The 23,311-nt window shown below is 54.3% G+C and carries 23 protein-coding genes and 1 pseudogene; 12 read left to right on the top strand and 12 right to left on the bottom strand.

What is annotated here, in order from left to right; genetic code table 11:
- Positions 1-120 precede the first annotated feature (120 nt).
- The 7 genes from ACTCIA_RS02010 to ACTCIA_RS01980 all read left to right on the top strand — a co-directional run bounded on the left by ACTCIA_RS02010 (position 121) and on the right by ACTCIA_RS01980 (position 7,676).
- The gene (locus ACTCIA_RS02010; protein ID WP_463000135.1) at positions 121-663 is read left to right on the top strand and encodes a NapC/NirT family cytochrome c; all 543 of its coding nucleotides are present in this window, start codon (positions 121-123) and stop codon (positions 661-663) included.
- Between the two features lie 57 nt (positions 664-720).
- The gene (locus ACTCIA_RS02005) at positions 721-2,118 is read left to right on the top strand and encodes a multiheme c-type cytochrome (RefSeq protein ID WP_463000134.1); all 1,398 of its coding nucleotides are present in this window, start codon (positions 721-723) and stop codon (positions 2,116-2,118) included.
- Between the two features lie 235 nt (positions 2,119-2,353).
- Positions 2,354-3,985 carry a hydroxylamine reductase gene (hcp, locus tag ACTCIA_RS02000; RefSeq protein ID WP_463000133.1) on the top strand — a complete coding sequence of 544 codons (1,632 nt, stop codon included), beginning with the start codon at positions 2,354-2,356 and terminating at the stop codon, positions 3,983-3,985.
- Positions 3,986-4,106: 121 nt separating this feature from the next.
- Positions 4,107-4,427, top strand: coding sequence for a cupin domain-containing protein (locus tag ACTCIA_RS01995; protein ID WP_463000132.1), 321 nt, complete (start codon positions 4,107-4,109; stop codon positions 4,425-4,427).
- A 12-nt stretch (positions 4,428-4,439) separates the two neighbouring features.
- Positions 4,440-5,411, top strand: coding sequence for a serine O-acetyltransferase EpsC (gene epsC / locus ACTCIA_RS01990; protein ID WP_463000131.1), 972 nt, complete (start codon positions 4,440-4,442; stop codon positions 5,409-5,411).
- Between the two features lie 22 nt (positions 5,412-5,433).
- Positions 5,434-6,366 (top strand): cysteine synthase A, encoded by a 933-nt coding sequence (gene cysK / locus ACTCIA_RS01985; protein WP_463000130.1) that lies wholly within the window; start codon positions 5,434-5,436, stop codon positions 6,364-6,366.
- Positions 6,367-6,392: 26 nt separating this feature from the next.
- Complete coding sequence (locus ACTCIA_RS01980) at positions 6,393-7,676, top strand: O-acetylhomoserine aminocarboxypropyltransferase/cysteine synthase family protein (RefSeq protein ID WP_463000129.1); 1,284 nt, start codon at positions 6,393-6,395, stop codon at positions 7,674-7,676.
- Between the two features lie 120 nt (positions 7,677-7,796).
- On the opposite strand, the gene ACTCIA_RS01975 is transcribed toward ACTCIA_RS01980, so the two are convergent.
- The 3 genes from ACTCIA_RS01975 to ACTCIA_RS01965 all read right to left on the bottom strand — a co-directional run bounded on the left by ACTCIA_RS01975 (position 7,797) and on the right by ACTCIA_RS01965 (position 10,075).
- Entirely contained in the window at positions 7,797-7,955 is a 159-nt protein-coding gene (locus tag ACTCIA_RS01975; protein WP_463000128.1) for a hypothetical protein, read from the bottom strand.
- 22 nt (positions 7,956-7,977) lie between these two features.
- Complete coding sequence (locus ACTCIA_RS01970) at positions 7,978-8,430, bottom strand: DUF4168 domain-containing protein (protein WP_463000127.1); 453 nt, start codon at positions 8,428-8,430, stop codon at positions 7,978-7,980.
- Positions 8,431-8,704: 274 nt separating this feature from the next.
- Positions 8,705-10,075, bottom strand: a complete 1,371-nt coding sequence (locus ACTCIA_RS01965; RefSeq protein WP_463000126.1) for an AmpG family muropeptide MFS transporter — start codon at positions 10,073-10,075, stop codon at positions 8,705-8,707.
- Between the two features lie 190 nt (positions 10,076-10,265).
- Between ACTCIA_RS01965 and ACTCIA_RS01960 the strand changes: the two genes are divergently transcribed.
- From ACTCIA_RS01960 to ACTCIA_RS01945, 4 genes are read left to right on the top strand one after another with little or no spacing between them, the layout of a single operon-like run.
- Complete coding sequence (locus tag ACTCIA_RS01960; protein WP_463000125.1) at positions 10,266-10,862, top strand: TorD/DmsD family molecular chaperone; 597 nt, start codon at positions 10,266-10,268, stop codon at positions 10,860-10,862.
- Positions 10,855-13,128, top strand: coding sequence for a molybdopterin-dependent oxidoreductase (locus tag ACTCIA_RS01955; RefSeq protein ID WP_463000124.1), 2,274 nt, complete (start codon positions 10,855-10,857; stop codon positions 13,126-13,128). Before ACTCIA_RS01960 ends, ACTCIA_RS01955 begins: the two co-directional genes overlap by 8 nt.
- Positions 13,129-13,140: 12 nt before the next feature.
- Positions 13,141-13,707 (top strand): 4Fe-4S dicluster domain-containing protein, encoded by a 567-nt coding sequence (locus ACTCIA_RS01950; RefSeq protein ID WP_463000123.1) that lies wholly within the window; start codon positions 13,141-13,143, stop codon positions 13,705-13,707.
- The gene (locus ACTCIA_RS01945) at positions 13,704-14,501 is read left to right on the top strand and encodes a dimethyl sulfoxide reductase anchor subunit family protein (protein ID WP_463000122.1); all 798 of its coding nucleotides are present in this window, start codon (positions 13,704-13,706) and stop codon (positions 14,499-14,501) included. The genes ACTCIA_RS01950 and ACTCIA_RS01945 overlap by 4 nt, the downstream gene beginning before the upstream one ends.
- Before the next feature lie 40 nt (positions 14,502-14,541).
- Here the strand turns inward: ACTCIA_RS01945 and ACTCIA_RS01940 are convergent, their stop codons facing one another.
- Both ACTCIA_RS01940 and ACTCIA_RS01935 read right to left on the bottom strand, forming a co-directional pair.
- On the bottom strand, positions 14,542-15,981 hold the full coding sequence (locus ACTCIA_RS01940; RefSeq protein ID WP_463000121.1) for a TrkH family potassium uptake protein: 1,440 nt from the start codon (positions 15,979-15,981) through the stop codon (positions 14,542-14,544).
- A gap of 33 nt (positions 15,982-16,014) precedes the next feature.
- Positions 16,015-16,785, bottom strand: a complete 771-nt coding sequence (locus ACTCIA_RS01935; RefSeq protein WP_463000120.1) for an MCP four helix bundle domain-containing protein — start codon at positions 16,783-16,785, stop codon at positions 16,015-16,017.
- A 231-nt stretch (positions 16,786-17,016) separates the two neighbouring features.
- Here ACTCIA_RS01935 and ACTCIA_RS01930 point away from each other — a divergent pair, with 231 nt between their 5' ends.
- The gene (locus ACTCIA_RS01930; RefSeq protein WP_463000119.1) at positions 17,017-18,042 is read left to right on the top strand and encodes a potassium channel family protein; all 1,026 of its coding nucleotides are present in this window, start codon (positions 17,017-17,019) and stop codon (positions 18,040-18,042) included.
- A 23-nt stretch (positions 18,043-18,065) separates the two neighbouring features.
- Here ACTCIA_RS01930 and ACTCIA_RS01925 read toward each other — a convergent pair whose 3' ends face one another.
- From ACTCIA_RS01925 to ACTCIA_RS01895, 7 genes and pseudogenes are all read right to left on the bottom strand, one after another.
- Positions 18,066-18,230: a DUF3124 domain-containing protein gene (locus ACTCIA_RS01925; RefSeq protein WP_463000118.1), complete on the bottom strand. Its 165-nt coding sequence runs from the start codon at positions 18,228-18,230 to the stop codon at positions 18,066-18,068.
- Positions 18,231-18,281: 51 nt separating this feature from the next.
- Positions 18,282-19,190 carry a GGDEF domain-containing protein gene (locus ACTCIA_RS01920; RefSeq protein ID WP_463000117.1) on the bottom strand — a complete coding sequence of 303 codons (909 nt, stop codon included), beginning with the start codon at positions 19,188-19,190 and terminating at the stop codon, positions 18,282-18,284.
- Positions 19,191-19,253: 63 nt separating this feature from the next.
- Entirely contained in the window at positions 19,254-20,576 is a 1,323-nt protein-coding gene (locus ACTCIA_RS01915; protein WP_463000116.1) for an ATP-binding protein, read from the bottom strand.
- Positions 20,577-20,600: 24 nt separating this feature from the next.
- Positions 20,601-21,548: pseudogene (locus tag ACTCIA_RS01910) on the bottom strand (PAS domain-containing protein); the annotation flags it as partial.
- A 12-nt stretch (positions 21,549-21,560) separates the two neighbouring features.
- On the bottom strand, positions 21,561-22,172 hold the full coding sequence (locus tag ACTCIA_RS01905; RefSeq protein ID WP_463000115.1) for a PAS domain-containing protein: 612 nt from the start codon (positions 22,170-22,172) through the stop codon (positions 21,561-21,563).
- A 288-nt stretch (positions 22,173-22,460) separates the two neighbouring features.
- Positions 22,461-22,679, bottom strand: a complete 219-nt coding sequence (locus tag ACTCIA_RS01900; RefSeq protein ID WP_463000114.1) for a hypothetical protein — start codon at positions 22,677-22,679, stop codon at positions 22,461-22,463.
- Positions 22,676-23,002 (bottom strand): DUF4258 domain-containing protein, encoded by a 327-nt coding sequence (locus ACTCIA_RS01895; protein WP_463000113.1) that lies wholly within the window; start codon positions 23,000-23,002, stop codon positions 22,676-22,678. The genes ACTCIA_RS01900 and ACTCIA_RS01895 overlap by 4 nt, the downstream gene beginning before the upstream one ends.
- Positions 23,003-23,311: the final 309 nt, after the last annotated feature.

Raw genomic sequence — 23,311 nt, 5'->3', positions numbered from 1 at the left:
TAAAACGGCTTTAAAAAAATTGACAAGTATTGAAAGGGCCGGTATCTTTTTCTGAAATAAAATAACAGCACCCGTTCCGGCCGTTTACTTTAAAAGACCGCACCTGCGCACAGGAGGCTTATGAAAAGGAAACGACCCTATCTCAAGGCTTTTCTGCTGGTGGCCGTAGGCATTGTTATCGCTTTTCCGATTTTTTCAATGACCTACTATACAATGGTCCGCACCTCAACCCCGCAGTTCTGTGCTTCCTGCCACGAAATCGAATACGCCTACAATACGTGGAAAACCTCCACCCACGTCAATAACGCCCAGGGCTTTGTGGCCGACTGTATGGACTGCCATCTGCCGGCGCCCCACGATACTGTTGATTTTTTCTACAAAAAAACACTGCACGGCATCAAGGACATTATCGTTCATTTTACCATGGATGAATACGACCGGGAAAAAAACCGGCAAAAGGCCTATGATTCCTTTGACAATGCCCAGTGCCAGAAATGCCATCGCAATATTTTGTATATCCCGGACAAACGCGGGGCCATGCTGGCCCACCGTTCGGTGATACACGCGCTTCCCGGCCGGGAAAAACGATGCGTGGACTGTCATAAGGACCTGGTGCACAACCCCACCGAGGTCTACCGCTACAAACAATATGAGCTGAATTGATCAACGTGTGCATAAATATGAATCATCACCTTTTTTTGACACGCATGGAGGGCGGGTATGAAAAAGTTATTATTCGGCGCAATGATCAGTGTCATGTTATTTTTACTGGCCTTGCCTGCCATTGTATCATCGCAGGACGACCAGGACATGGCAAAGCAAAAGGAATTCCGCATTGAGCGCTCCATTTCAGAGCCCGGCATGGCCTGCATCCAGTGCCACAAGCAGGAACATCCCGGCATTTTCGGCGACTGGGCCAACAGCCGGCACGCCAACGCCAACATCACCTGCATTGACTGCCACCGGGCCGAGGAAACCGATGCGGACGTGAACCGGGACCATTTCAAGCAGTATGAAAAATCCGATTCCAAATGGGGCCGGAAACGATACCGGGTGCCCGTGTCCGGCGTGGTTTCGCCAAAGGACTGCTCCCGGTGCCACCCCGACGAGGCCGAGCAGTACAAGCGCAGCAAGCATGCCAACACCCTTGAGATCATCTGGAAAATCGATCCGTGGTTAAACAAGGGCATGAACAGCGATTTTGAGCGGGCTTCCGGGTGTTTTTACTGCCACGGTACTGTCCTGGAAACCGATGAGGAAGGCAACCTCACCCCGGAAACCTGGCCCAATGTGGGCGTTGGACGCATAAATCCCGACGGCAGCAAGGGAAGCTGCAGCTCCTGCCACACCCGGCACCGATTTGCCTTAATGGAGGCCAGAAAGCCCCAGGCCTGCGGCCAGTGCCATCTGGGTCCGGATCACCCCCAGATCGAAATCTACACAGAGTCCAAGCACGGCGCCATTTACGACAGCTTCGGCGATGAGTACAACTGGGACGCAGCCCCGGGCACCTGGTCTCCGGGCGTGGATTACCGGGCACCCACATGTGCATCCTGCCACATGAGCGGCGCCGGCACCACACGCACTACCCATGACGTCACAGAACGTCTGTCCTGGGAAATTCAGGCCCCGCTAACCGTCCGCCCGTCTGATTTCAAAGCGTTTCCCGCCAAAACCAACTGGGAAGTGGAGCGCAAGAAAATGAAGGAGATCTGCCTGCAGTGCCATGGCGACAACTGGGTGGACGACCATTACGCCACATTTGACAAGGTGGTGGAGGAATACAACGAGGTTTATTTCAAGCCGGCCATGGACCTGATGAACGAGCTTTATGAAAAGGGACTGGTGGATGATGAAAAGATGTTTGATGAAAAAATAGAGGTTGAATACTACGAGCTGTGGCATCACGAAGGCCGCCGGGCCCGCATGGGCGCGGCAATGATGGCCCCGGATTATACCTGGTGGCACGGCTTCTACGAGGTCAAAAAACGGTATAATTCCTTTATGAAGGAAGGCCGGGAGTTGATCGAGCATAACAAAAAGGCCGAAAAGGCTACGGATTTTCCCAACGCCACGGGAAGAACCACAAAACCGGAGGCCATTTTCGGCAGCCAGTAACCCCCGGGTGTGCCGGATTTGAAAATTGATCCGGCATTTTTTGCAAATTCAAAGCCTCGGTTTTATCTTTGTTAACAAGGATAGAACCGAGGCTTTGTTTTTTGGATAAAAAATTTTTCCTGTCTTGACCTAAGTCAAGGTCTGCATTTTCCTGCCGGGCTATAACAGGGCCAAAACATAGACAACGTTTTTACGAACCAAAACCAAAAGACAACCCCAGCAAAGGAGGCATTCCATGTTTTGTTTTCAGTGTGAGCAAACGGCAAAAGGCGAGGGCTGCGAAAAGATCGGTGTCTGCGGAAAGCAGCCCGATGTGGCCGAACTTCAGGACGTTTTGATCTACGCGGTCAAGGGCCTGGCCCAGGTGGCCAACGAGGGCCGCAAGGTCGGCGTAAAAGATCCCAAAATCGATCATTTCGCCTGCGAGGCCATGTTCTCCACCCTCACCAACGTGGATTTCGACCCTCCGCGGTTTGTGGAGCTTATCAAACAGTGCGTCAATCACCGCGATGAACTGAAGAAAAAGGTGGAGGCAGCCGGGGGATGGACCGATTACACCAGCGGGCCGGCAACGTTCGTACCGGCAGAAACCACAGAGGAACTGGTTGCCCAGGGAGAAAATTTCGGCCCTGAGGCCGATGTCAAGGTCAGAGACCAGGACATTCATTCCTTAAAGGAGACCCTGACATACGGCATCAAGGGTATTGCCGCCTATGCCGATCACGCCGCGATTCTGGGCAAGACAGACGACCGGATTTTTGATTTCATCTACGAGGGTCTGGCAGCCACCCTGGACGAGAATCTGGGGGTCAACGACCTGCTGGGACTGGTTCTCAAGTGCGGCGAGACCAACCTTTTGACCATGGAACTGCTTGATGCGGCCAACACCGGGGCTTACGGCAACCCCGAGCCCACGGAAGTGCCCCTGGGCGCCAAAAAGGGCAAGGCCCTGCTGGTTTCCGGTCATGATCTCAAAGACCTTGAAACCATCCTCAAGCAGACCGAGGGAAAGGGTATTAACGTTTATACCCACGGCGAGATGCTGCCCTGCCACGGATATCCGCAACTCAAGAAATACGGGCATTTCTACGGTCATTACGGTACGGCCTGGCAGAACCAGAAAAAGGAGTTTGCCGAGTTTCCGGGCGCCATTGTCATGACCACCAACTGCATCCAGAAGCCCCAGGAGGTCTACCAGGACAATATTTTCACCACCGGCCTTGTGGGCTGGCCCGGGGTAACCCATATTGCGGACAAGGATTTCACCCCGGCCATTGAAAAGGCGCTTTCCCTGCCGGGATTTGAGGCAGACGCCGATCGCGGATCGGTCATGGTGGGCTTTGGTCACAACGCGGTGCTCGGTGTGGCCGACAAGGTCATCGAAGGGGTGAAAAACAAAGACATCCGCCATTTCTTCGTGGTGGCGGGCTGCGACGGGGCAAAACCGGGCCGCAACTACTACACCGAGTTTGTGGAAAAGGCCCCGGAAGACACCATGGTGCTGACCTTTGCCTGCGGCAAGTTCAGATTTTTTGACAAAAAGCTGGGTGCCATCGGCGGCATTCCGCGTCTGCTCGACCTCGGTCAGTGCAATGATGCCTATTCGGCCATCAAGATTGCATCGGCCCTGGCAGATGCCTTTGACTGCGGGGTAAACGATCTGCCGCTTTCCATCATATGCTCCTGGTATGAGCAGAAGGCCGTGGCCATCCTGCTGACACTGCTTTACCTGGGCATCCAGGACATCCGGCTCGGGCCCAGTCTGCCGGCTTTTGTCTCGTCAAATGTGCTCAATGTGCTTGTGGACAAATTCGACATCAAGCCCATCAGCACCCCGGACGAGGATCTGAAGGCCATTCTGGGATAAGCCGTACCAAAGAACAGGGTTGTCCTCCCGCAACCCGGTGCGGGCACCGGACGGGATCCGGGCCCGCACCCCCCGGGGGGATTTTGCAGACATACCAACGGCATTGGCGAAAGGAGCCGACATGCTCAAAAAAGTTGAAGTGTTTAAGGAAAACGATTTTTCCGAAAAATCATTGAAGAAATTTCTGGTGCATGATTCGCCTTATTTCAAGGTGATCAATTTCAATTTCAAGGCCGGCCAGGAACTGCCCGTACATTCCCATGATATCGACGGGCAGTTGAGCATCACCGTGCTCGAAGGCACAGGCGAGTTTCTGGGCGCAGAAGATGCCGGCATGCCAGCGGCCCCGGGCGACGTTCTGATCTCCGATATCAGCGAGCCCCACGGCATCCGCGCGGAAACCGACATGCGGGTGCTGGTTACCATTGCCCCGCCCATATGAAAAAGGCAGATAATGGAAAGTGATACCCGGCATCCCAAAGCTATGACCTGCAAGGACGAGGTGCGCGACTACTCCGGATACAGACAAAAACTGCCCGGGGTGGTGGAGGACATCCTTGCGGGCTGCGGCCAGGAGCAGTCCTATACCCATATCGATTACGAGCCTGCTCCTTCTGAGGCAGAAGTCATTGATATCCTACAAAACCTGCGGGAAATGCTGTTTCCCGGTTTTTTCAGCCGGGAAAAAATCGATCCGGTGAATCTCAAATACAACATGGGCCGGCAGGTGACCCTGTTATATGACATGTTGGCCGAGCAGATCACGCGGGCTGTTCGCTATGAATGCTTCAAGTTTGACCTGGAATGCAGCGACTGCCGGAAGCGCGGATATGAAACCGCCCTGGCGTTTCTCAAATCCGTGCCGGATTTGCAGCATCAGCTGGCAAAGGATGTTGTCGCGGCATACAAGGGTGACCCGGCTGCCAAGAGCTACGATGAAATTATTTTTAGTTATCCCGGCATGTTTGCCATCATGGTCTACCGCATTGCCCACTGCCTCCATGCCCTGTCTGTTCCCCTGGTTCCCAGGATCATGACCGAGCACTCCCACCGGATTACCGGCATTGACATTCATCCGGGCGCGGTCATCGGTGAAAGCTTCACCATTGATCACGGCACCGGTGTTGTGGTGGGCGAAACCGCCCGGATCGGCGATAACGTGCGGATTTACCAGGGGGTTACCATCGGGGCCCTTTCGGTGCCCCGCAGCAAGGCCGATGAAATGCGGGAAACCAAGCGCCATCCCACCATTGAAAACGACGTGGTCATTTATTCCGGGGCCACGATCCTGGGCGGGGACACCATTATCGGCGCCCGTTCAGTGATCGGCGGCAATGTCTGGATCACCGAGCCGGTTCCCGCCGACACCACGGTGCTTCTGGAATCGCCGCGCCTGATTTACCGGAAAAACCCGCTAAGGGTTTGATGCCATAAAGGAAGCGCAAAAAATGCCCCTGTTTGCCGATATCTCCGAGACCATGGGAAACACGCCCCTGGTGCGGCTAAATAGCTTGTCTGAATCCGGCCCGGCATCTGCCGGGGCTGAAGTCTATGCCAAGCTTGAATTTTTCAACCCCCTGGGAAGTGTGAAGGACCGGATTGGAGCGGCCATGCTGGATGCGGCCGCACGAGAGGGAAAAATCGGGCCGGGATCACTGATTGTGGAGCCCACCAGCGGCAACACCGGCATTGCCCTTGCCTTTGTATGCGCGGTTCGGGGCTACCGGCTGTGTCTGACCATGCCCGAGACCATGAGCATCGAGCGGCGCAAGCTGCTTTCACATCTGGGTGCGGAGCTGGTGCTCACCCAGGCGGAATACGGCATGAAAGGCGCCATTCAGGCGGCCGGGGAAATGGTGGCCACCTATGAAAATGCCTTTATGCCCGATCAGTTTTCCAACCCGGCCAATCCGGAAATCCATCGCAAAACAACCGCAGAAGAAATCTGGCACGACACGGGCGGTCAGGTGGATGTCCTGGTGGCCGGCGTGGGCACAGGCGGCACGATCACAGGCGTGGCAGGGCTGTTAAAGCAAAGAAATCCGCAATTTTATGCCGTGGCCGTGGAGCCGGCCGACTCGCCGGTGCTTTCCGGCGGAGCTTCGGGATCCCATAAGATCCAGGGTATCGGCGCCGGGTTTGTCCCGGAAATCCTTGACCCGGGCCTGATCAACGAGGTAATCACGGTGACAAATGATCAGGCCTTTGAAACAGCCAGGGCCCTTGCCAGCCGGGAAGGCATCCTTTGCGGGATTTCCTCTGGTGCGGCGGCCTGGGCGGCCCTGGAACTGGCCGGGCGGCCGGAGTTTGCCAAAAAGCGCATTGTCACCATTTTGCCCAGCACCGGCGAACGCTATATCAGTACTGAATTGTTCCTCTAAACCCGAAAAAGTGCAAAAGAGGGGATATGTCTGACCAGAAACGTTTTGAAACCATCTGCCTGCATGCCGGCCAGGTCCCGGACCCGACCACGGGCGCCCGGGCCGTGCCCGTGCACCGGACCACCTCGTATGTGTTTGAAAACTCGGATCATGCGGCCCGGCTGTTTTCCTACCAGGAGCCGGGCAATATTTACACGCGCATCATGAATCCCACCCAGGATGTCATGGAAAAACGCATGGCCGCCATGGAAGGCGGGGGCGCGGCCCTGGCCCTGGCCTCGGGCACGTCTGCAATTTTTTATTCCATTATCAATATCTGCTCTGCCGGCCATGAGATTGTTTCCGCCAACAATCTCTATGGCGGCACCTACACCATGTTTGACAGCATCCTGCCCCAGATGGGCATCCGCACCCGGTTTGCCGATGCCCGCAACCCGGAGAGTTTTGAGGCGGCCATCAATGAAAACACCAGGGCCCTGTTTGCCGAAACCATCGGCAATCCCGCCCTGGAGTTTACTGATATCACGGCCGTGGCCAGAATCGCCCAGAAACACCGCCTTCCGCTGATCATTGACAATACCTTTACAACACCGTATCTGCTCCGCCCCATTGAGCACGGGGCCAATGTGGTGGTCAATTCGGCCACCAAATGGATCGGCGGCCACGGCACGGGCATCGGGGGTGTGGTGATTGACGGGGCCAATTTTGACTGGACAGATCCCAAGTTTGAGATGTTTAATACCCCGGATCCGAGCAATTTCAATTTGCGGTTTGCATCTGATCTCGGGGAAAACAATCCCATTGCCTTTGTCATGCGCATGCGGCTGGTAGCTCTTCGCAATCTTGGGGCCTGTATTTCGCCGGACAATGCCTGGATTTTTCTCCAGGGCATGGAGACACTTCCCCTTCGCATGCAGCGGCACTGCGAAAACGCCATGGCCGTGGCCAAATATTTAAAGACGCATCCGCAGGTGAGCTGGGTGCGCTATCCGGGCCTTGCAGATGATCCCGCATATCCGGTGGCCTCACGCTACCTGGAAAACGGCTTCGGCGCCATGGTGGTATTCGGCATCAAGGGCGGAAGGGATGCGGGAAAGCGGTTTATTGACAGCCTGAAACTGTTTTCCCACCTGGCCAATGTGGGCGATGCCAAGAGCCTGGCCCTGCATCCGGCCAGTACCACCCATTCCCAGTTAACAGACGCCCAGCAGATCGAAGCCGGGGTCAGCCCGGACATGATCCGGCTGTCTGTGGGAATTGAGCACATTGATGACATTGCCGCGGACCTGGACCGGGCCCTGCACGCTTAATTGATTTTCGCAAATGGCCGGCTGATGTCAATTTGCAAAAAAACCGGGGTCCGGATGCCTGCCGGCACCCGGACCCCGGACTCGGAGGGGGGAAATGATGATGATGAAACAGCTGCTGGTTTAGAAGGACTCCTCTTCTCCACCGGGCTGCTGGCCCGGCGCCTGCTGCTGTTGCTGGTCATAACCGCCGCCCTGGCCCGACTCTTCGGGTGCTTCACAACCAAGGCTGAAACCCATGGTAAACAGCACCAGGAGAATAAGGGTGATGTATTTCTTCATACTCTGCCTCCTTTGGTAAGTGTTACATCATGTCTTCGACTTTTTCCCGCAGGTCGGAATCGCGCTGCATGGCCATACTGATCTCGTTGTATTTCTGCACGCTGAGATCGTTTTTCTCAATCACATCCATGATTTTTTCCCGATACTTGCTTTGCAGGTCCCGGGCCTGGTTTTCATCATTGGCTTCCTGCAGCTCAGAGGAGTAATCAGACTGCAGATCGCGGACTTCCTTGTGGGCCTCGGCGAATTTTTCAACGGTTTTGTCTTCAAAATCCGCCTTCTGTCCGGGCTGCTGGCCGTACTGGCCCTGTCCCTGCTGGCCCTGCTGGCTCTGCTGACCCTTCTGGCCGCCGTAGCCGCTGCCGCCGTCCTGCTGGGCCATGGCCGGGGTAACCGCCAGGGTAAAGCACCCGATGAGCAGGGGGCACAGGATTTTCCAGAAATTGGTCCTGAAAGTCGTTGTTCTGGTTTGCATTGTTGCATACCTCCTTGTTGCTGAGATTCATGATTGCGATGGAGTGAAATATCCAGATTTCGCAATATTCGTCTCTGCTACAGCAGGATGCATGCCAGGTGGGATAAAAATTTGAATTTAAGTATAACTATTTGAATGTATGAAAAATTTTTTTGAAGCGGGCGGGCCGGTGTCCCGGAGAAAAAGGTGTTTAAAAACGTCACATGTTCTTCTTTGTCACGTGCACTTTGTCAGCAGGGTCTGTCCGGGGCGTTTAGCGGGCGGGCTGCCAAAGTCAGTCCGCAATGCCCGGCCTGGGCCTGTGATCCGGGTGGGCGATTTTGATCAGCACCAGTGCCAGGACAATGGCCGGAATGCCCATGACAGCGGTGATCAGAAAAAAGCCGGCCCAGCCGGTGTGCTGTGCCAGCACACCTGTAAATCCCCCGGCAAATTGGCCGGGAAGGGTCATCAATGAGCTGAGCAGGGCGTACTGGGTGGCGGTGTAGGCGCTGTTGGTCAGGCTGGACAGATAGGCCAGAAACACTGAAATGGCCAGACCGCCGGTGATGTTGTCGGCAATAATGGCAACGGCCAGCCCATGGATCTCCGGGCCGGTGACGGCCAGCCAGGCAAAAAGCAGGTTGGTGGCCGGGGCCATGAAGGCGGTAAACAAAAGCATGGCAGCAATGCCGAAGCGCGCGGTCAAAAGGCCGCCCGCGGCCGCGCCCAAAAGGGTCATGGCCAGGCCGAAAGCCGCTGCCACGTTTGCGATCTGGGTTTTGTCAAATCCGAGATCCAGGTAAAAGGGATTGGCCATGACCCCCATAAAAATGTCGCTGATGCGGAACAGGGCCACAAAAACCAGTATGGCGGCAGAGGCCCTGCCGTAGCGCTTGAAAAAATCGGCAAACGGGCAGATCACCGCGCTGATGAGCCACGCGGTGACCCGTCGCCGGATCCCGGTATCCCGGGTGGTTTCCAGGTAGCGGATGACGGTTTCCTCCAGCGCCCGGGTTTTGCCGTTGATACTGACCTCGGGCTCGCCGGTGACCAGGGTGGTGATGATTCCCACGGCCATCAACACCCCCATGACGGCATATGCCAGTGACCAGCTTCCCACAGCTGCAATATGGAGCACCCCGGCCCCGGCCACAAGCAGGGCGATTCGGTAGCCGGTGACGTAAGCCGCAGCCATGGCCGCCTGCAGATGCCTGGCCACGGCTTCGACCCGGTAGGCGTCAACAGCCACGTCCTGGGTGGCTGATCCCAGCGCGGCAATCACTGCCCAGACGGCCACCAGCCAAAGCTGATCCACGGGGTCGGCGGCCGCCATGCCCAGAAAAGACAGGCCCACAGCCGTCTGTGCCGCCAGCATCCAGGCCCTGCGGCGGCCCAGCACCCGGGTCAGCCAGGGCAGGGGGGCCCGATCCACCACAGGGGCCCAGAAAACCTTTATGGAATGGGCGATGCCCACCCAGGAAAGAAACCCGATGGCTGCCAGTTCCACGCCCAGATCCCGCAGCCAGGCGGTAAACGTGCCGCCCACCAGCAGCAGGGGCAGGCCTGCTGAAAACCCGAGAAACAGCATTCCCGTCACCCGCGGATGCAGATATACCCGCCAGCCGCGGAAAGGGTCGGGAGAATTTGGAAAATCCTGTGTCAAGACGGTTTTATCTCTTGGTTGATTATGGCCAGCCCAATCTCTATGGTGTGGATTTGTCAGCTTACGACAAGTCCTGATTCCATGTCAATGGGGGCTTGGTGGTCCATGCAAGGGCCGGGTTTCTCCTTGCTGTTTCACCGGCAATGGTTAAATTTTTATAAAACAATCAATCTTTAATCACGGAACACAAATGAACCCTGACCCGATCACAAACCCTCTTGGCCCGGCCCTGCGGGATTTTTTTATCTCTTCTGATGCCTCCGGGCACAAGCGCGCATACCTGCAAATCAGTGAAGCCCTGCAAAACCCTCTGCCCCGGGTCAACGACTGGCGACAGGTTGAATATGCTTTTACCCGACTGTTTGTGGGGCCAAAATCACTGGAGGCCCCGCCCTTTGCCTCGGTGTACCTGGAAAACGAACCGCTTGTCATGGGGCCCACCACCATGATGGTCCGATCGGTCTATGAAATGATGGGCCTGGTCTCGCCCTGGAAAAACGCGCTGCCGGAAGATCATGTCAGTCTGGAGCTGGATGCGGCCCTGGTCTTGGAAAAGGCGGCAGAGCAGGGCGGGTCCGCCGAACTCGACGAGCTGCGGCAATTTTTCGTGTGCCGGCACATGGCCGCCTGGATACCCGCATTTGTCAAACGTGTCAGCCGGGCAGAGTCCGCGCATCCGGCCATTGTCCGGGCCGCAGCGCTGGCCGGCCAATGGGTGGAAAACCAGGCCGTGCTTATCAATACGCAGAGAAATCAACACCTGAAACAGGGAGGATGGAATGGATAAACGGGATGCAGACAGCGTAAAACAGGCCATCGGATGTCCCATGTCGCGCAGGAAATTTTTCCGGTGCCTGGCTGCGGCGGGCGCGCTGGCCGCGATGCCGGGCGGCCTGCTGAGGCCTTTTGACGCCAAAGCCGGGAAAATTATCTACGAGGGCGACTATGAAATATACCGCAACGCCTGCCCGCGCAACTGCTATGACACCTGCTCCATTAAAAGCTATGTAAAAGACGGCGTGCTGCAGTTCATAGAAGGTGCTCAGGCATCGACCTTCACCGACGGCGGCCTGTGCGTCAAGGGCTATGCCTACACGCGCCGGCCCTACAGTCCGGACCGGATCAAGTATCCAATGATCCAGGACGGCCGGGGCTCGGGCAACTGGCGGCGCATTTCCTGGGACGAGGCCATGGACATGATCGCCAAAAAGCTCGTGGAGATCAATGACAAGGACGACTCCATGCTCGGCCTGGGTCTGACCAAGTATTCCGGCAACTTCGGGATCACCAACTACGCAGTGGAGGGCATGATGACCTCCCTTGGCTACACCACGCGCCTTGTGGGAACACCGTGCTGGCCCGCGGGCATTGATGCCCAGAATTACGACCTGGGCGATATGTGGTGCAATGATCCGGAGGACATGGTCAACTCGCGCTATATCATCCTGTGGGGCGCCAATCCGGCCTGGAACTCCGTGCATACCATGAAATACATTTACGCGGCACAGGACCGGGGCGCCAAGGTGGTCTGCATCGACCCGGTGTTCACTCAGACCGCGGCCAAGGCCGACGTTTACTGGCAGGTTGACACCTCCATGGACGGCGCTCTGGCTTTGGGCATGGCCAAACACATCCTGGACAAGGGACTTTTTGACAAAGCCTGGGTGGATGCAAATTCCGTGGGCTTTGACGAGTTTGCCGATTATTTGCGAAATGAGATCTCGGTGCAGTGGGCCGCGGAAAAATCAGGCATTCCCCGGCAGCAGATTGTTGAGGTTGCAGAAGAATTTGCCACAGCAAAGCCGGCCACCATATGGATCGGCTACGGCCTGCAGCGCCATGTCAACGGCGGGGCCACGGTACGCTCCATTGACGCGCTGGCCGCCATGACCGGAAATGTCGGCAAGACCGGCGGCGGTGCCCGTTACGGCCATATGCGCACCTGGGGCTTTAACTACCACGCCCTGCTCCAGAAGCGCCCCGAGGGCGCAAAGGGGTTTCTGGGGGGCAAAGGCCCCAAGGGCGACTTTGACTTTTCAGGCGATGAGGAGGCCGAATACACGGATCGGGCATTGAACATCAACAAGACCGCGGAGATGCTTCTGACAGCCGATGATCCGCCCATCCGGGTGCTCTGGATTTCGTGCAAGAACGTGCTTTCCCAGGACTTTGACCGGCCCAAAATGCTTGAGGCCTTCAAGAAGCCCGAACTCATCGTCAGTGTGGAGCAGTTTTTCACCCAGACAGTGGAACTCTCGGATATCGTGCTGCCGGTGACCACGTTGTTCGAAGAACACACCATCAACGCAAGCTACTGGCATTACTGGCTTTCTGTCAACGAGCAGGCCATAAAGCCCATGTATGAGGCCAAGTCCAACACCGAGATCGCGGCCGCGCTTTCCGCGCGCATGAACAAACTCAAGCCCGGCTCCTGCACTTTCCCCACGAAAGTCGATACCCGGCAGTGGATGATCAAGGAGTTTAACCAGGACATTTACGACCTGTTTGGCATCGATTCCTGGGAGGACCTGAAAAAGGGCCCGGCCAAGGCCAAAATGCATCCGGCCTCCTGGCATGACCTGGAATTCGGCACGCCTTCGAAAAAATACGAATTCAGGTCCGATCTCTGCGCACAACACGGCCACCAGGCCCTGCCCAAATTCAAGGCGGCCCGAAAACCCTATGACAAGCTGCGGCTGCTCACGCCGCACACCAAGTTCGGTATTCACTCCCAGTTTATTAATATTGACTGGATGGAGGATTTTAACAAAAAGCCGTATTGCTACCTGCATCCTTTGGCCGCACGTGAGCGGGGAATCGGCGACGGTGATCAGGTCCGGGTTTTCAACAAGGTCGGGGAGGTGGAACTCGAGGTCAAACTTACGCAAAATGTGCCCGCAGACGTGGTCATGATGTATGAGGCCTGGTTTCGAAACAATGCCTACAACTGCCAGAACGTGGTGGACGACACCTCATCGGATATGGGCAAATACAAGACCGGCGCACCCGGTGTGGCCATACACGACCAGTTCGCAGATGTGGAAAAGGTATAAGGAGGGGCGATCATGAAAAAACAGCTTGCATTCTATATTGACGCCAAACGCTGCATCGGCTGCTTTACCTGCGCCATGGCCTGCAAGAATCAGTATCACCAGGAAAGCGGCGTGATCTGGCGCGATGTTTACGAACTCAAGGAAGAGATCTACCCCCACCGGGAGCGGGCGTTTTATTCCCTGGCCTGCAACCACTGCGAAAATCCGACATGTCTTAACGTCTGCCCGGTTGTGGCCTATTACAAACGCGAGGCCGACGGCGTGGTCGTCCACGAGCAGGAGAAATGCATCGGCTGCGGCAACTGCATCCGCTCCTGTCCCTACGGTGCCCCGCGGTATAACCCGGTGCTCAAAAGGGCGGAAAAATGCAGCTTCTGCTGGCAGCGGCTCGATGACGACCGCAAGCCGGCCTGCGTTTTGAGCTGTCCCACAGATGCGCTGCAGATCGTGGACCTGGCCGAATTCGACGAGGCCAACGCGGTGCAGTACCCGGCCGGATTTCCGCGCTATCCTTCCCTGAATCCGTCCGTGCGGTTTCGCCTGCCGGCCATGCCCAAAATGATAAGGAGGAAATTATGAGCCAGATGGAACTGCCCCTGGTCATATTTACGGTTTTGAGCCAGACCGCAGTGGGCCTTGTGGCCATCAGCGCCATACGCCAGCACGCCGCAGACGGCCCGGCCGGCAGTGTCCGGCCGGAGTGGATGACAGCCGCGCTTTTGCTCATTGCAGGGCTTGTGGCATCATTGTTTCACCTGGGCCACCCCCTGGGCGCGCCTTTGGCGATCAAGCACCTGGGCAGGGCCTGGCTTTCCAGGGAGGCCCTGGGAATAGGGGTGTTCACGGCCCTGGTGATTGTCGGGTTTCTAACCGCCAGGGGCAGGGTCAATGCCGGGCTGTCATTTGCCGCAGCCGCCGTCGGGCTGATCGCCCTGTTTTTTACGGGCATGACCTATTCGCCGCCGGGTTTTCCCGCGTTAAACAATGTCCTGCCGTTTGTGTTTTTCCTGCTCACCGCTGCCATGGTGGGGGCGGGCTTTGCCGCGTATTTCACGCCTGCAGAAAAAATGCCCATGATCACCCGGATTCTGGCCGTAAGCCTCATTGTCGGGCTCGTGGTCTACCTGGTGGTGCCGTTTCTCTGGCTTTCGGGCGGCACGGTGATGCGCCAGACCGGCCTGAACTACATTTCCTCGCCGCTGTACTGGGCCAGGATCATCGTGGGCCTTGTTGTACCGCTTATGGCCATATGGCGGATGAGAACCGTTGCCGCCTGGGTGCCGGTTCTTGTGCTGGCCGGAGAAATCATGGGGCGCATTGCCTTTTTTTTGCTTGCCGTGCATGCCTCGGCAAACATGGGCGGTATTTACTAGAAATAATGCCCGGAGAATCCGGGGCAACCGCCAATAACTTCTACCGGATCATGCGGTAGAACAGAAACATCAGCAGGCCGAAGATTTCCAGGCGGCCCAGCAGCATGACAAGGGTGAGTGTCCACTTGGCGGCATCCGGCAGCATGGCGAAATTGGAAAGCGAACTGACCATGCCAAAACCCGGGCCCACATTGCCCATGGCCGCCACGGAACCGGAAAAAGCCGTCATCAGGTCAATGCCCATAAATGTCAGCATCAGCGCCGAGATGCAGACCACGCAAAGATACAGGACAATATAGACAATCCCCGCCTCAACAATTGCCGGATCCATCACGGTTCCGTCCAGCTTCAGGGCCACCACGGCCCTGGAGTGTTTCATTTTCCGGAACTGGCTGAGAAAGCTTTTGCCGAACACAACCACCCGATCAACTTTGATGCCCCCGGAGGTGGAACCCGCACAAGCGCATTGCAGGGAAAAAAGAATCAGGATCAGCTTTGAAAAGCCCGGCCATACATTGGTGTCAGCGGTGGCAAAACCCGTGCTCGTGCCCAGTGAGACCACCTGAAAGGCCGCAGCCCGAAGGGCCTGCCAGAAATCGGCATACACATCGCCCCAGATATTTAGTGAAACCACGGCCACGCCGACGGCCATGGCCACCAGGTAATAGCGGACAATTGCGGATTTCCAGATTCTTTTGATGTTTTGGGTGAGGGTTAAAAAAATCAGGGCAAAATGGATTCCGGACAGGATCATAAAGACAATGATAATGCTTTCAATCAGCGGACTGTTAAAATATGCAACCGAGTTGTTTCGCGGGGAAAAGCCGCCAGTGGCAATGGTGGCAAAAGAGTGGGTGAGGGCGTCGAAAAAGCCCATTCCCGCAAGCAGCAGACAAAGGGTTTCCGCTGCAGTCAGGCCCAGATAGACGACCAGCAGAATCTGCAGGGTCTTACGGGTGCGGTAGCGGAAATTTTCCACGGCAAGCGAGGAAATTTCGTTTTTGTAAAGCACCATTGCCGCCTGGCCGGTCCATGGCGCCACGGCCAGCATGAAAACCACAATGCCGATGCCCCCGATCCAGTGGGTTAAAGACCGCCACAAAAGCAGGCCCAGGGGAAGGGCTTCAATGCTTGACAGAATTGAGGAGCCAGTGGTGGTAAATCCTGAAACGCTTTCAAACCATGCATTTGTGAAAGTAAAGGGCCCGCCCCACATGATATAGGGCAAGGTCCCGATCAGTGCGGACATCACCCAGCCGGCCACCACAATGGCCAGGCCTTCATCGTTGTGGATGTTTTCAACCGGCGGGACATATATTATCGGAAAAACCCCGATTAAAGCCGTAACCCCGGCACTGTATAAAAGCGGCAGCCGTGCCGTGTCCCCGTTTACTGCTGATACAATGGCAGAAATCAGCAAAAACAGGGCATTAAACAGCAGTACAAACCCCATGTACCGGATGATGATCTGCGGTCGCATCACAATACCTCTTTTGCGGCTTCGCTCATTCCGTCAACGCCTTGAGTCATTGCGGTTTCTTTGCACCATGGCCACCAGGTTGGACACAGATGCCGCCAGGTCATTGATTTCATCATTTGTGGCGATTTTCAAATGAACGGGTTCATTGGTTTTCAAAAAGGTTTCAATGGCGCTGATGATCGAAAGAATGGGATTGACAATATAAATATTGACAAAGTAGCTAAAGAGCAGCGAGAGCACCAGGGCCGACAAAATCGCCACAATGCCCGGCATCACGGCCCTGTGCGCTCTGGTTTTGAGACTGGATGCGGTTTTGTACATGGCACTGTCGTTAATGGCCATCAGTTCCTGCACTTCCAGTTTGACAAGGTTAAAGGCCTTGTGCGCGTCCTCGAAGTACCATCCCAGGTTGCCTTCCCGGGATGTGCCGGCAATGGGCTGGTCCCACAGCAGGCGGTATTTTTGGTAAGCCTTGTGAATCCGCTCCACATAGCTTTTTTCATCCGGGATGGTCAAATTGTTTTTTGCAGTCTCCAGGGCGTCCGTGAATTTTTCATCCGCGGCCTGGATGGTTTGCCGGCCTTGTTTCCATTTTCCGGAAAGCAGCAGGAGCATGCCGCTGTCTTGGCGCTCCAGGGCTTCAATCATCTTTTTTGCGGCCTCAATGCTTCGGTAGTTGTCATCCAGAAGGCCCTGGACCGAGGTGCCCACGGATCGCAGCTCGTAAACGGAAACCGCTCCGGCCACTGCCAGCATCACCGCAAGGATCAAAAAACCCAGCATGATTTTGATTCTGATTTTCATCTTTGCACCTGAATTATTTTGCTGTTTTTGCACAAAATTTCGCGCATCAACAATTCTTCCCAAAACCGCAGGTTGACCAAACCCCCGGAATGTTTTATAAAAGGTATTTCCCCGCTTTTGTGGGGATTTGTTTTTTCTGGTGCATCAACATGATCTGATATACACTAACATCCTGCGGCTTCCAAGACTTAATAACCGGACTGTATCCAACGCAAACAGGTTGAAAACCATTTGACCGACATTTCCAGACATCTTCGTTTCGCCCTTGGCCTGCTGGCTGTCACCACGCTGTTCGGAACCTTCGGATACATGATCATCGAAGGCTGGAGTCTGCTGGATGCCACCTACATGACCGTTATCACCATGACCACCGTGGGCTATGGCGAGGTCCATGCCATGGGCTACACCGGGCGGGTGTTTACCATATTTCTGGTGGCCATGGGGGCCGTGTCTTTTCTGTATGTCACCAGTGCGCTGGTGCAGTTTTTGGTGGAAACGCAAATCCGGACCATTTTCGGGAGGCGGGTATTGGACAAAAAAATCAAAAAAATGACAGATCATTATATCGTTTGCGGATATGGCCGTATCGGCCTGGTGCTGTGCAACAGCTTCCGGGCCCACGGCATTGAGCCCGTGGTGATTGAAAAGGAGCAAAGCCGCATCGAGCAGATGGAATCTGAAAATATTCTGCACATATCCGGGGATGCCACCGAGGAGGATGTTTTGCTGCGGGCGGGGGTTTCCCATGCCAGGGCCCTGATTGCCGCCCTGGCAACGGATACGGACAATGTGTTTCTGGTTCTGACCGCCCGGCAGCTCAACCCGGATATTTTCATCCTGGCCCGGGCCAGCAGTGTCAAGGCCAGGGCAAAACTTTTTGCTGCAGGCGCCAACCGGGTGGAATCACCGTACGAAGTCGGCGCGGTGAGCATGGCCCAGCGCCTGCTGCGGCCCTCGGTGACCAGTTTTCTGGACCTGGTGTTTACCTATAACCGAAAAGATATTCAGATGGATGAAATTCCGGTGGAGGAAAGCTCCCCGCTTGCCGGGCTTATGCTCAAAGATTCAGGAATCCGGCAAAAATACAATCTGATCATCATTGCCGTGAAAACCCCGGATGGGGAGATGCTGTTCAACCCCTCCCATGAGACCCTGATCCGGGCGGGGGACACGGTGATTGCCATGGGCAAAACAGATAACCTCGCGGAACTGGAAAAAGAGCTCCAGCCAAACGGGGCCAGAAAAGTCTATCAATGAAGCAGAAACCAACCCACCCCTTGTTATTTTTCGCTTATCACCTGCCCCCGGGAGGTAAAAGAAACACCTTGCTGTATCTGGGTTCCGATCATTATGGTCTCTGCAATGGGCGGATTGACAGATGTGTTTTTTCCGCTGCAGCCGGCCCGGGGGCGGCCAGCAGATGAAAAGACAAAACAAATACCCACATTAAGCCGATACAGATCTTTTTCATGATTTTTTTGCTCCTTGAAAGCTGTTCAATCTCCCACCACGCGGTTGCGGCCGTTTCCCTTGGCTTCATAGAGGCGGGCATCGGCCCGTTTCATCAAATCCTCTATACTGGTATCCGCATCCGTAAATTCACTCACCCCAACGCTGATGGAGATTTTAACCGGCGATTGCCGAACCTCAACCCTTAACTGCTCTGATACTTGCCGCAGTCGCTCTGCCTGTTGGCATGCATTTTCTGCATTTGTTTCCGGAAGCAGCACGGCAAATTCCTCGCCCCCGATCCGGTAGAGGGAATCGACTTGCCGGAGCTGTTGCGCACAATCTTTTGTAAGCCGGCACAGCACCTTATCGCCTGTACTGTGGCCAAAGCTGTCGTTAATCCGCTTGAAATGATCAATGTCAAATATGATCAGGGCTGTTGGCCGGTTATAACGCTTGAATTTGCGAAAACACCTGTCAAGCTGCTCCAGAAATTTGCGCCGGTTGAAAATCCCTGTCAGGGGGTCGGTTTCGCTCAGCTGCTGAAGCTTCATTTCCAATTCACGCTGGGAGGAGATATTGCGCGCCGCCCAGACCACGGCGCGTTCGCCCCGGAGGGTTATGGGCAGGGGCTGTAGCCGGCCTTCAAAATGGATATTCCCGTCCGGTCCGGGTGCTTGCTCCAGGCCTTTGACGTCATTTTGTGAAAGCGCGTACTGGACCGTCTGCAGCCGGTTTTGCTCCAAAGTTTCCCTGATCTGCTCCAGAAACCAGTCTGCCTTGTCTTCCGGCAGCACGTCATGTAGAGACAGGCCTTTTAAATCACCACCGTCATGATAATAGGCCGGGTCCTTGCCGCCGGCGATTTCCAGGTAATGCCCGGTTTCTGTAATCACAAACACCGGGTCGGGCAGGGCTTTTATCATTGCCCGGAGCAGTTCAATTTCAGAATCCATAAGTTCTTTTTTTCCGCTTTCGCATCCGCGTAAAGCTTTTATCCTTTCAAAACTTTTTTAAAATTATATCCCTTGCTGTTCGAGCGCCTCGCGCACCTTCAGTCCCAGATCCTGTATGGAAAAAGGTTTCTGAATGAATTGAATGCCCTTGTCAAGCACTCCGTGATGGGCAATGGCATCTTCGGTATAACCTGAAATGTAGATGGTTTTGATATCCGGCTGCAGAAGATGAATCTGCGCGGCAAGATCGGGTCCGTTCATTTCCGGCATGATCACGTCGGTGATGAGCAGCTCTATTTCACCCTCATGTTCTTCGGCCAGTTGTAATGCAGCCGACGGCCTGGCCGCCGTTAAAACCGTGTAACCCAGGTTTGCCAACATCTCTTTGCCCATCTGCAGAATCGCCGGCTCATCTTCTACCAGAAGGACGGTCTCAGAGCCGGTGGGCGTTTGTCTGCCGGATTTTTCTGTGGGCGCGGGGCCGGATTCTGGCGATGTATGGCCGGGCAGGTATATTTTAACCGTGGTTCCCGCTCCGGGTTCGCTGTAGATATTTACAAAGCCGTTATTCTGCCTGACAATACCGTAAACCGTGGGCAGGCCCAGGCCGGTTCCCGCGCCGACATCCTTGGTTGTAAAAAAGGGTTCAAAGACTTTGTCAAGAACGTCCTTGTCCATGCCGCAGCCGTTGTCGCTTACCGCCAGCATGACATAATTGCCCGGAGTGGATTCCACGTGGGTTTTGCAGCAGTCATTGTGAAAAACAACATTTTTTGTCTCTATGGTCATTTTTCCCACGTCAGATATGGCATCCCTGGCGTTGACGGCCAGGTTGGCCATGATCTGGTCAACCTGGGAAGGGTCTGTTTTGACCGGCCACAAATGGCTTCCCGGATGCCATACAAGCTCAATATTTTCGCCGATGAGACGCTGCAGCATTTTCAGCAGGCTGCCTATGGTGTCATTTAAATCCATCTGCATGGGGCTGATTGTCTGTTTACGGGCAAAGGCCAGCAATTGTCTGACAATGTCGGCTGAATGCATGCCGGCACGGTGGATTTCCCGGATATTGTCATAAAGGGGATCTGATTTTTCGAGCACGTCAAGCGCCATCTCGGCATAGCCATTGATGATGGAAAGCTTGTTGTTGAAGTCATGGGCCACACCGCCGGCCAGGCGCCCAATGGACTGCATTTTTTGGGCCTGATAAAGCTGGACCTGCAGTTTTTCACGTTCTTTTTCCGCCTGCCTGCGCTCGGTTATATCCCTTACATATTCCACAAGACCGGTGATTTTTCCGTCGTTTTCCTGTTTTATGGGAAAGGTAAACAGCTCCACCCATTTCAGGGGAGAATCCTCGTAAGGCGCCCCCGGAATGACTTCCATTTCAACCCCGCCGGATTCAAGACATCACAGGGAAGGACAATTCGGGCAGGGTTTATCCCTGTTATGATAGGCTTGATAGCATTTTTGGCCTTCAAGCGGCCCGGACTGAGAATACCATTTTTGCATTACAGAATTGGTGTAACGAATGGTCAAATCGTTGTTTAACACACTGATGCCATCCTGGATGCTCTCAAAAACCGCGGTCAAAAAAGCCTCGTTTTTCTGCAGTTTTTCCTCGGATTTTTTGCGCTCCGTGATATCGTGCATGTCAACAACCGCACCAACTATCTGGCCTTGTTCGTTGGTCAGCGCCTGTCCGTTGCAGACCAGGGAATATGGCCGGCTGTTTTTGGGCACCACCACAATTTCTTCATTTATAACAGGCAGGCCCTGCAGTGCTCGAAACAGCGGGATTTCCTCCCTGGGCAGCGGCGTGATGCCGTCCTGCTGATACAGATCATAGTGCTCGGCCCATTGTTCCGGTAAAACAGACTGTTCAGGAAGGCCGTGCAGCCGCCGGGCCGTTTCGTTGAAGCGCGAAATCCGGCCTTCTGCATCGCAGATAACAATGGCCTCCCCGATATTGTCGATCACTGCCGACAGATAGCTGCGCTCGTTTTCAATGGCCGCTTCTGCTTTTTTCAGATCTGTGATGTCCACAAGAGAAACCAGGCTCTGGGTTGTGTCTGCAATCATGTTCACGGTCAGGTAGCCGTGGCGCAGCTCACCGTTTCGAATAAAAAAACGGAATTCATAGTTGAAGGGGGCGGCTTCAGGAGCCTGCCGGCGCAAATCGTGGTTTTTCCTTATCCTTTCCAAATCTTCGGGATGCACCAGCTCGGTCCAGCATTTTTGGCCCTCTGCCTCCTGTCTGGAATATCCGAACAGTTTCTCAAAACGGGAATTTACATGAGAAATGCGGGTGTCTTGTTCAATAATCATTATTGCAGCGCCGGATGTTTCAAATATGGCACGGTAGTAGTTCTAAGAGCGCTGCAGTGCTTCTTTTCGCCGGGTGATATCCCTTGAACTGAACAAAATCCCGCGTGGATGGCCGTTTTCATCCTTTAATAAAGTGCCCCTTGTTTCAATCCAGAGATAGGAGCCATCCTTGCATCTGAATCGATATTCGGTTCTGGGCGGAGCACCGGATGCAACAAGATCCTTGAAAGCCTCCAGAACCCGGGGGAGGTCGTCAGGATGCACGTAATTCAGAAAGTTTTCTCCGATCAGGGAGTTTCGTTCATAGCCGAATATTTCATGGGATTTCCCCACAAACCCGAGGTTTCCTTCCAGGTCTGTCAAAGCGACCAGGTCAAGAATGTTTTCAGTTATTGCAGTAAAAAGTTCCTCATGGTCACCGTATTGTTCAAGTCCTTTACGCAAATGCCGGTTTTCCAGCTCGGTTTCGATCTGCCTGACCCGGGTTTCATAAAATGCCTGCTGGATTTCAGGCTTGGTCATGGAATCGAAATCCGGAAGGCGCATGTCTTTTGCTTTTTGCTCGGCTTGTTCCCGGAGGGCGGCCGGGTCGGGAATCCAGGTTGTACTTGATTGCCCGGGGGTTTTGTTCTGGCTATGGTTCGGCTTTTTCATGTTTTCTCCGAAAATAGGAGGAGGCGGAAACAGCCTTTGACATGCCGTTGCAATTGATCCGGTAAGCGTTTCCGTATTTTCTGTAACTACCAAAATATATGGTAAAATGCAATAAAACTACAGCAGGGCGTTTGTGTCTGGTGCAGGTGGAATGGGCTTTGAGATGATGGCGGGGCGGTTTACTCTTTCCATTTCTATAAAATCCACATTCCGGGCCTCTGAGAAACTCCTGTTGCTAACATGGTTACAAATACAAACAGAATTTGAACATAAAAGAGTTAGAGCAGTTCACTGATGTGCCACAGGCCGAAGTTCATAAATACGGCCATATTTTGCTGCTGATCTCAAATCGCCTTTGCGCAGAGCCTCTCGGGCATCATCCAATCTGTAAGCATCATTGATGCTAAGATATGGAGACCATCCCCCTTCATCTTCCAATACCTCCACTTCAATTTCAGCCACGTAGCAGCCTTCATGGAGATATTTGGTTTTTTTACGCTTTTTCATGATTGTCGCCTCTTCAAAAAATTTTTATCCCATCTTTCCGGGTCCGGCCTGTATGCCGTGACGAGAACAACAGGTTTGCTATTTCCTTTTGGAATCCCCCATACGACATGGACAGGACGTTCTGATCGGTCTTGCTGCAAGGTTAAAACACATGGCCCTTTGCTATAATCCGGGTATTCTTCAACAATTATGGCATTTTTTACACCGGCAAGCAATTCCCTTGCGGTTAGTTCATCTTCAGACAATTCATCATATCCATGCTCAGATATCCGAACATCTCCGATATCTATAAGGTCTTGTACTTGCTTTAAAAAATTGTTCAAGCCATACGCTCCATATTAATCATCGCAAAAAGAATTTCCAAGGCGAATTACCTGGACAAACCATTTCAAGGCTATTTTTTAAACCTTGACAAGAAGTTACAATACTCGGTCGATAAACTGCAAGCTTTTCGTTCTCCGCAACTACTGAATAAAATTTCGCGCGGATGGCCGTTTTCATGCTTTAGTCAAGTTGCTCTTGTTTTAATCCAGTGGTAAGATTCAAATAGTGTAACGGTATTTCGCATTACAGAAGCAAAATAGTGTAACGCCCCTTATCCCGCAGCAATAACCCGCCCCAAAAAATTGCAG

The sequence above is a fragment of the Desulfosalsimonas sp. genome (assembly GCF_055149105.1).
Note: the sequence above shows the minus strand (reverse complement) of the source record. Positions and strands in the feature narration are given on the sequence as shown.

Bases quoted from the DNA above. Each gene is read 5' to 3' on its own strand.
- ACTCIA_RS02010 (WP_463000135.1), top strand. From the start codon at position 121: ATGAAAAGGAAACGACCCTATCTCAAGGCTTTTCTGCTGGTGGCCGTA.
- ACTCIA_RS01980 (WP_463000129.1), top strand. From the start codon at position 6,393: ATGTCTGACCAGAAACGTTTTGAAACCATCTGCCTGCATGCCGGCCAG.
- ACTCIA_RS01945 (WP_463000122.1), top strand. From the start codon at position 13,704: ATGAGCCAGATGGAACTGCCCCTGGTCATATTTACGGTTTTGAGCCAG.
- ACTCIA_RS01935 (WP_463000120.1), bottom strand. From the start codon at position 16,785: ATGAAAATCAGAATCAAAATCATGCTGGGTTTTTTGATCCTTGCGGTG.
- hcp (WP_463000133.1), top strand. From the start codon at position 2,354: ATGTTTTGTTTTCAGTGTGAGCAAACGGCAAAAGGCGAGGGCTGCGAA.
- ACTCIA_RS01975 (WP_463000128.1), bottom strand. From the start codon at position 7,955: ATGAAGAAATACATCACCCTTATTCTCCTGGTGCTGTTTACCATGGGT.
- ACTCIA_RS01970 (WP_463000127.1), bottom strand. From the start codon at position 8,430: ATGCAAACCAGAACAACGACTTTCAGGACCAATTTCTGGAAAATCCTG.
- ACTCIA_RS01995 (WP_463000132.1), top strand. From the start codon at position 4,107: ATGCTCAAAAAAGTTGAAGTGTTTAAGGAAAACGATTTTTCCGAAAAA.
- ACTCIA_RS02005 (WP_463000134.1), top strand. From the start codon at position 721: ATGAAAAAGTTATTATTCGGCGCAATGATCAGTGTCATGTTATTTTTA.
- ACTCIA_RS01915 (WP_463000116.1), bottom strand. From the start codon at position 20,576: ATGGAAGTCATTCCGGGGGCGCCTTACGAGGATTCTCCCCTGAAATGG.
- ACTCIA_RS01905 (WP_463000115.1), bottom strand. From the start codon at position 22,172: ATGAAAAAGCCGAACCATAGCCAGAACAAAACCCCCGGGCAATCAAGT.
- ACTCIA_RS01955 (WP_463000124.1), top strand. From the start codon at position 10,855: ATGGATAAACGGGATGCAGACAGCGTAAAACAGGCCATCGGATGTCCC.
- ACTCIA_RS01900 (WP_463000114.1), bottom strand. From the start codon at position 22,679: ATGAAAAAGCGTAAAAAAACCAAATATCTCCATGAAGGCTGCTACGTG.
- ACTCIA_RS01940 (WP_463000121.1), bottom strand. From the start codon at position 15,981: ATGCGACCGCAGATCATCATCCGGTACATGGGGTTTGTACTGCTGTTT.
- ACTCIA_RS01960 (WP_463000125.1), top strand. From the start codon at position 10,266: ATGAACCCTGACCCGATCACAAACCCTCTTGGCCCGGCCCTGCGGGAT.
- epsC (WP_463000131.1), top strand. From the start codon at position 4,440: ATGGAAAGTGATACCCGGCATCCCAAAGCTATGACCTGCAAGGACGAG.
- ACTCIA_RS01950 (WP_463000123.1), top strand. From the start codon at position 13,141: ATGAAAAAACAGCTTGCATTCTATATTGACGCCAAACGCTGCATCGGC.
- cysK (WP_463000130.1), top strand. From the start codon at position 5,434: ATGCCCCTGTTTGCCGATATCTCCGAGACCATGGGAAACACGCCCCTG.
- ACTCIA_RS01920 (WP_463000117.1), bottom strand. From the start codon at position 19,190: ATGGATTCTGAAATTGAACTGCTCCGGGCAATGATAAAAGCCCTGCCC.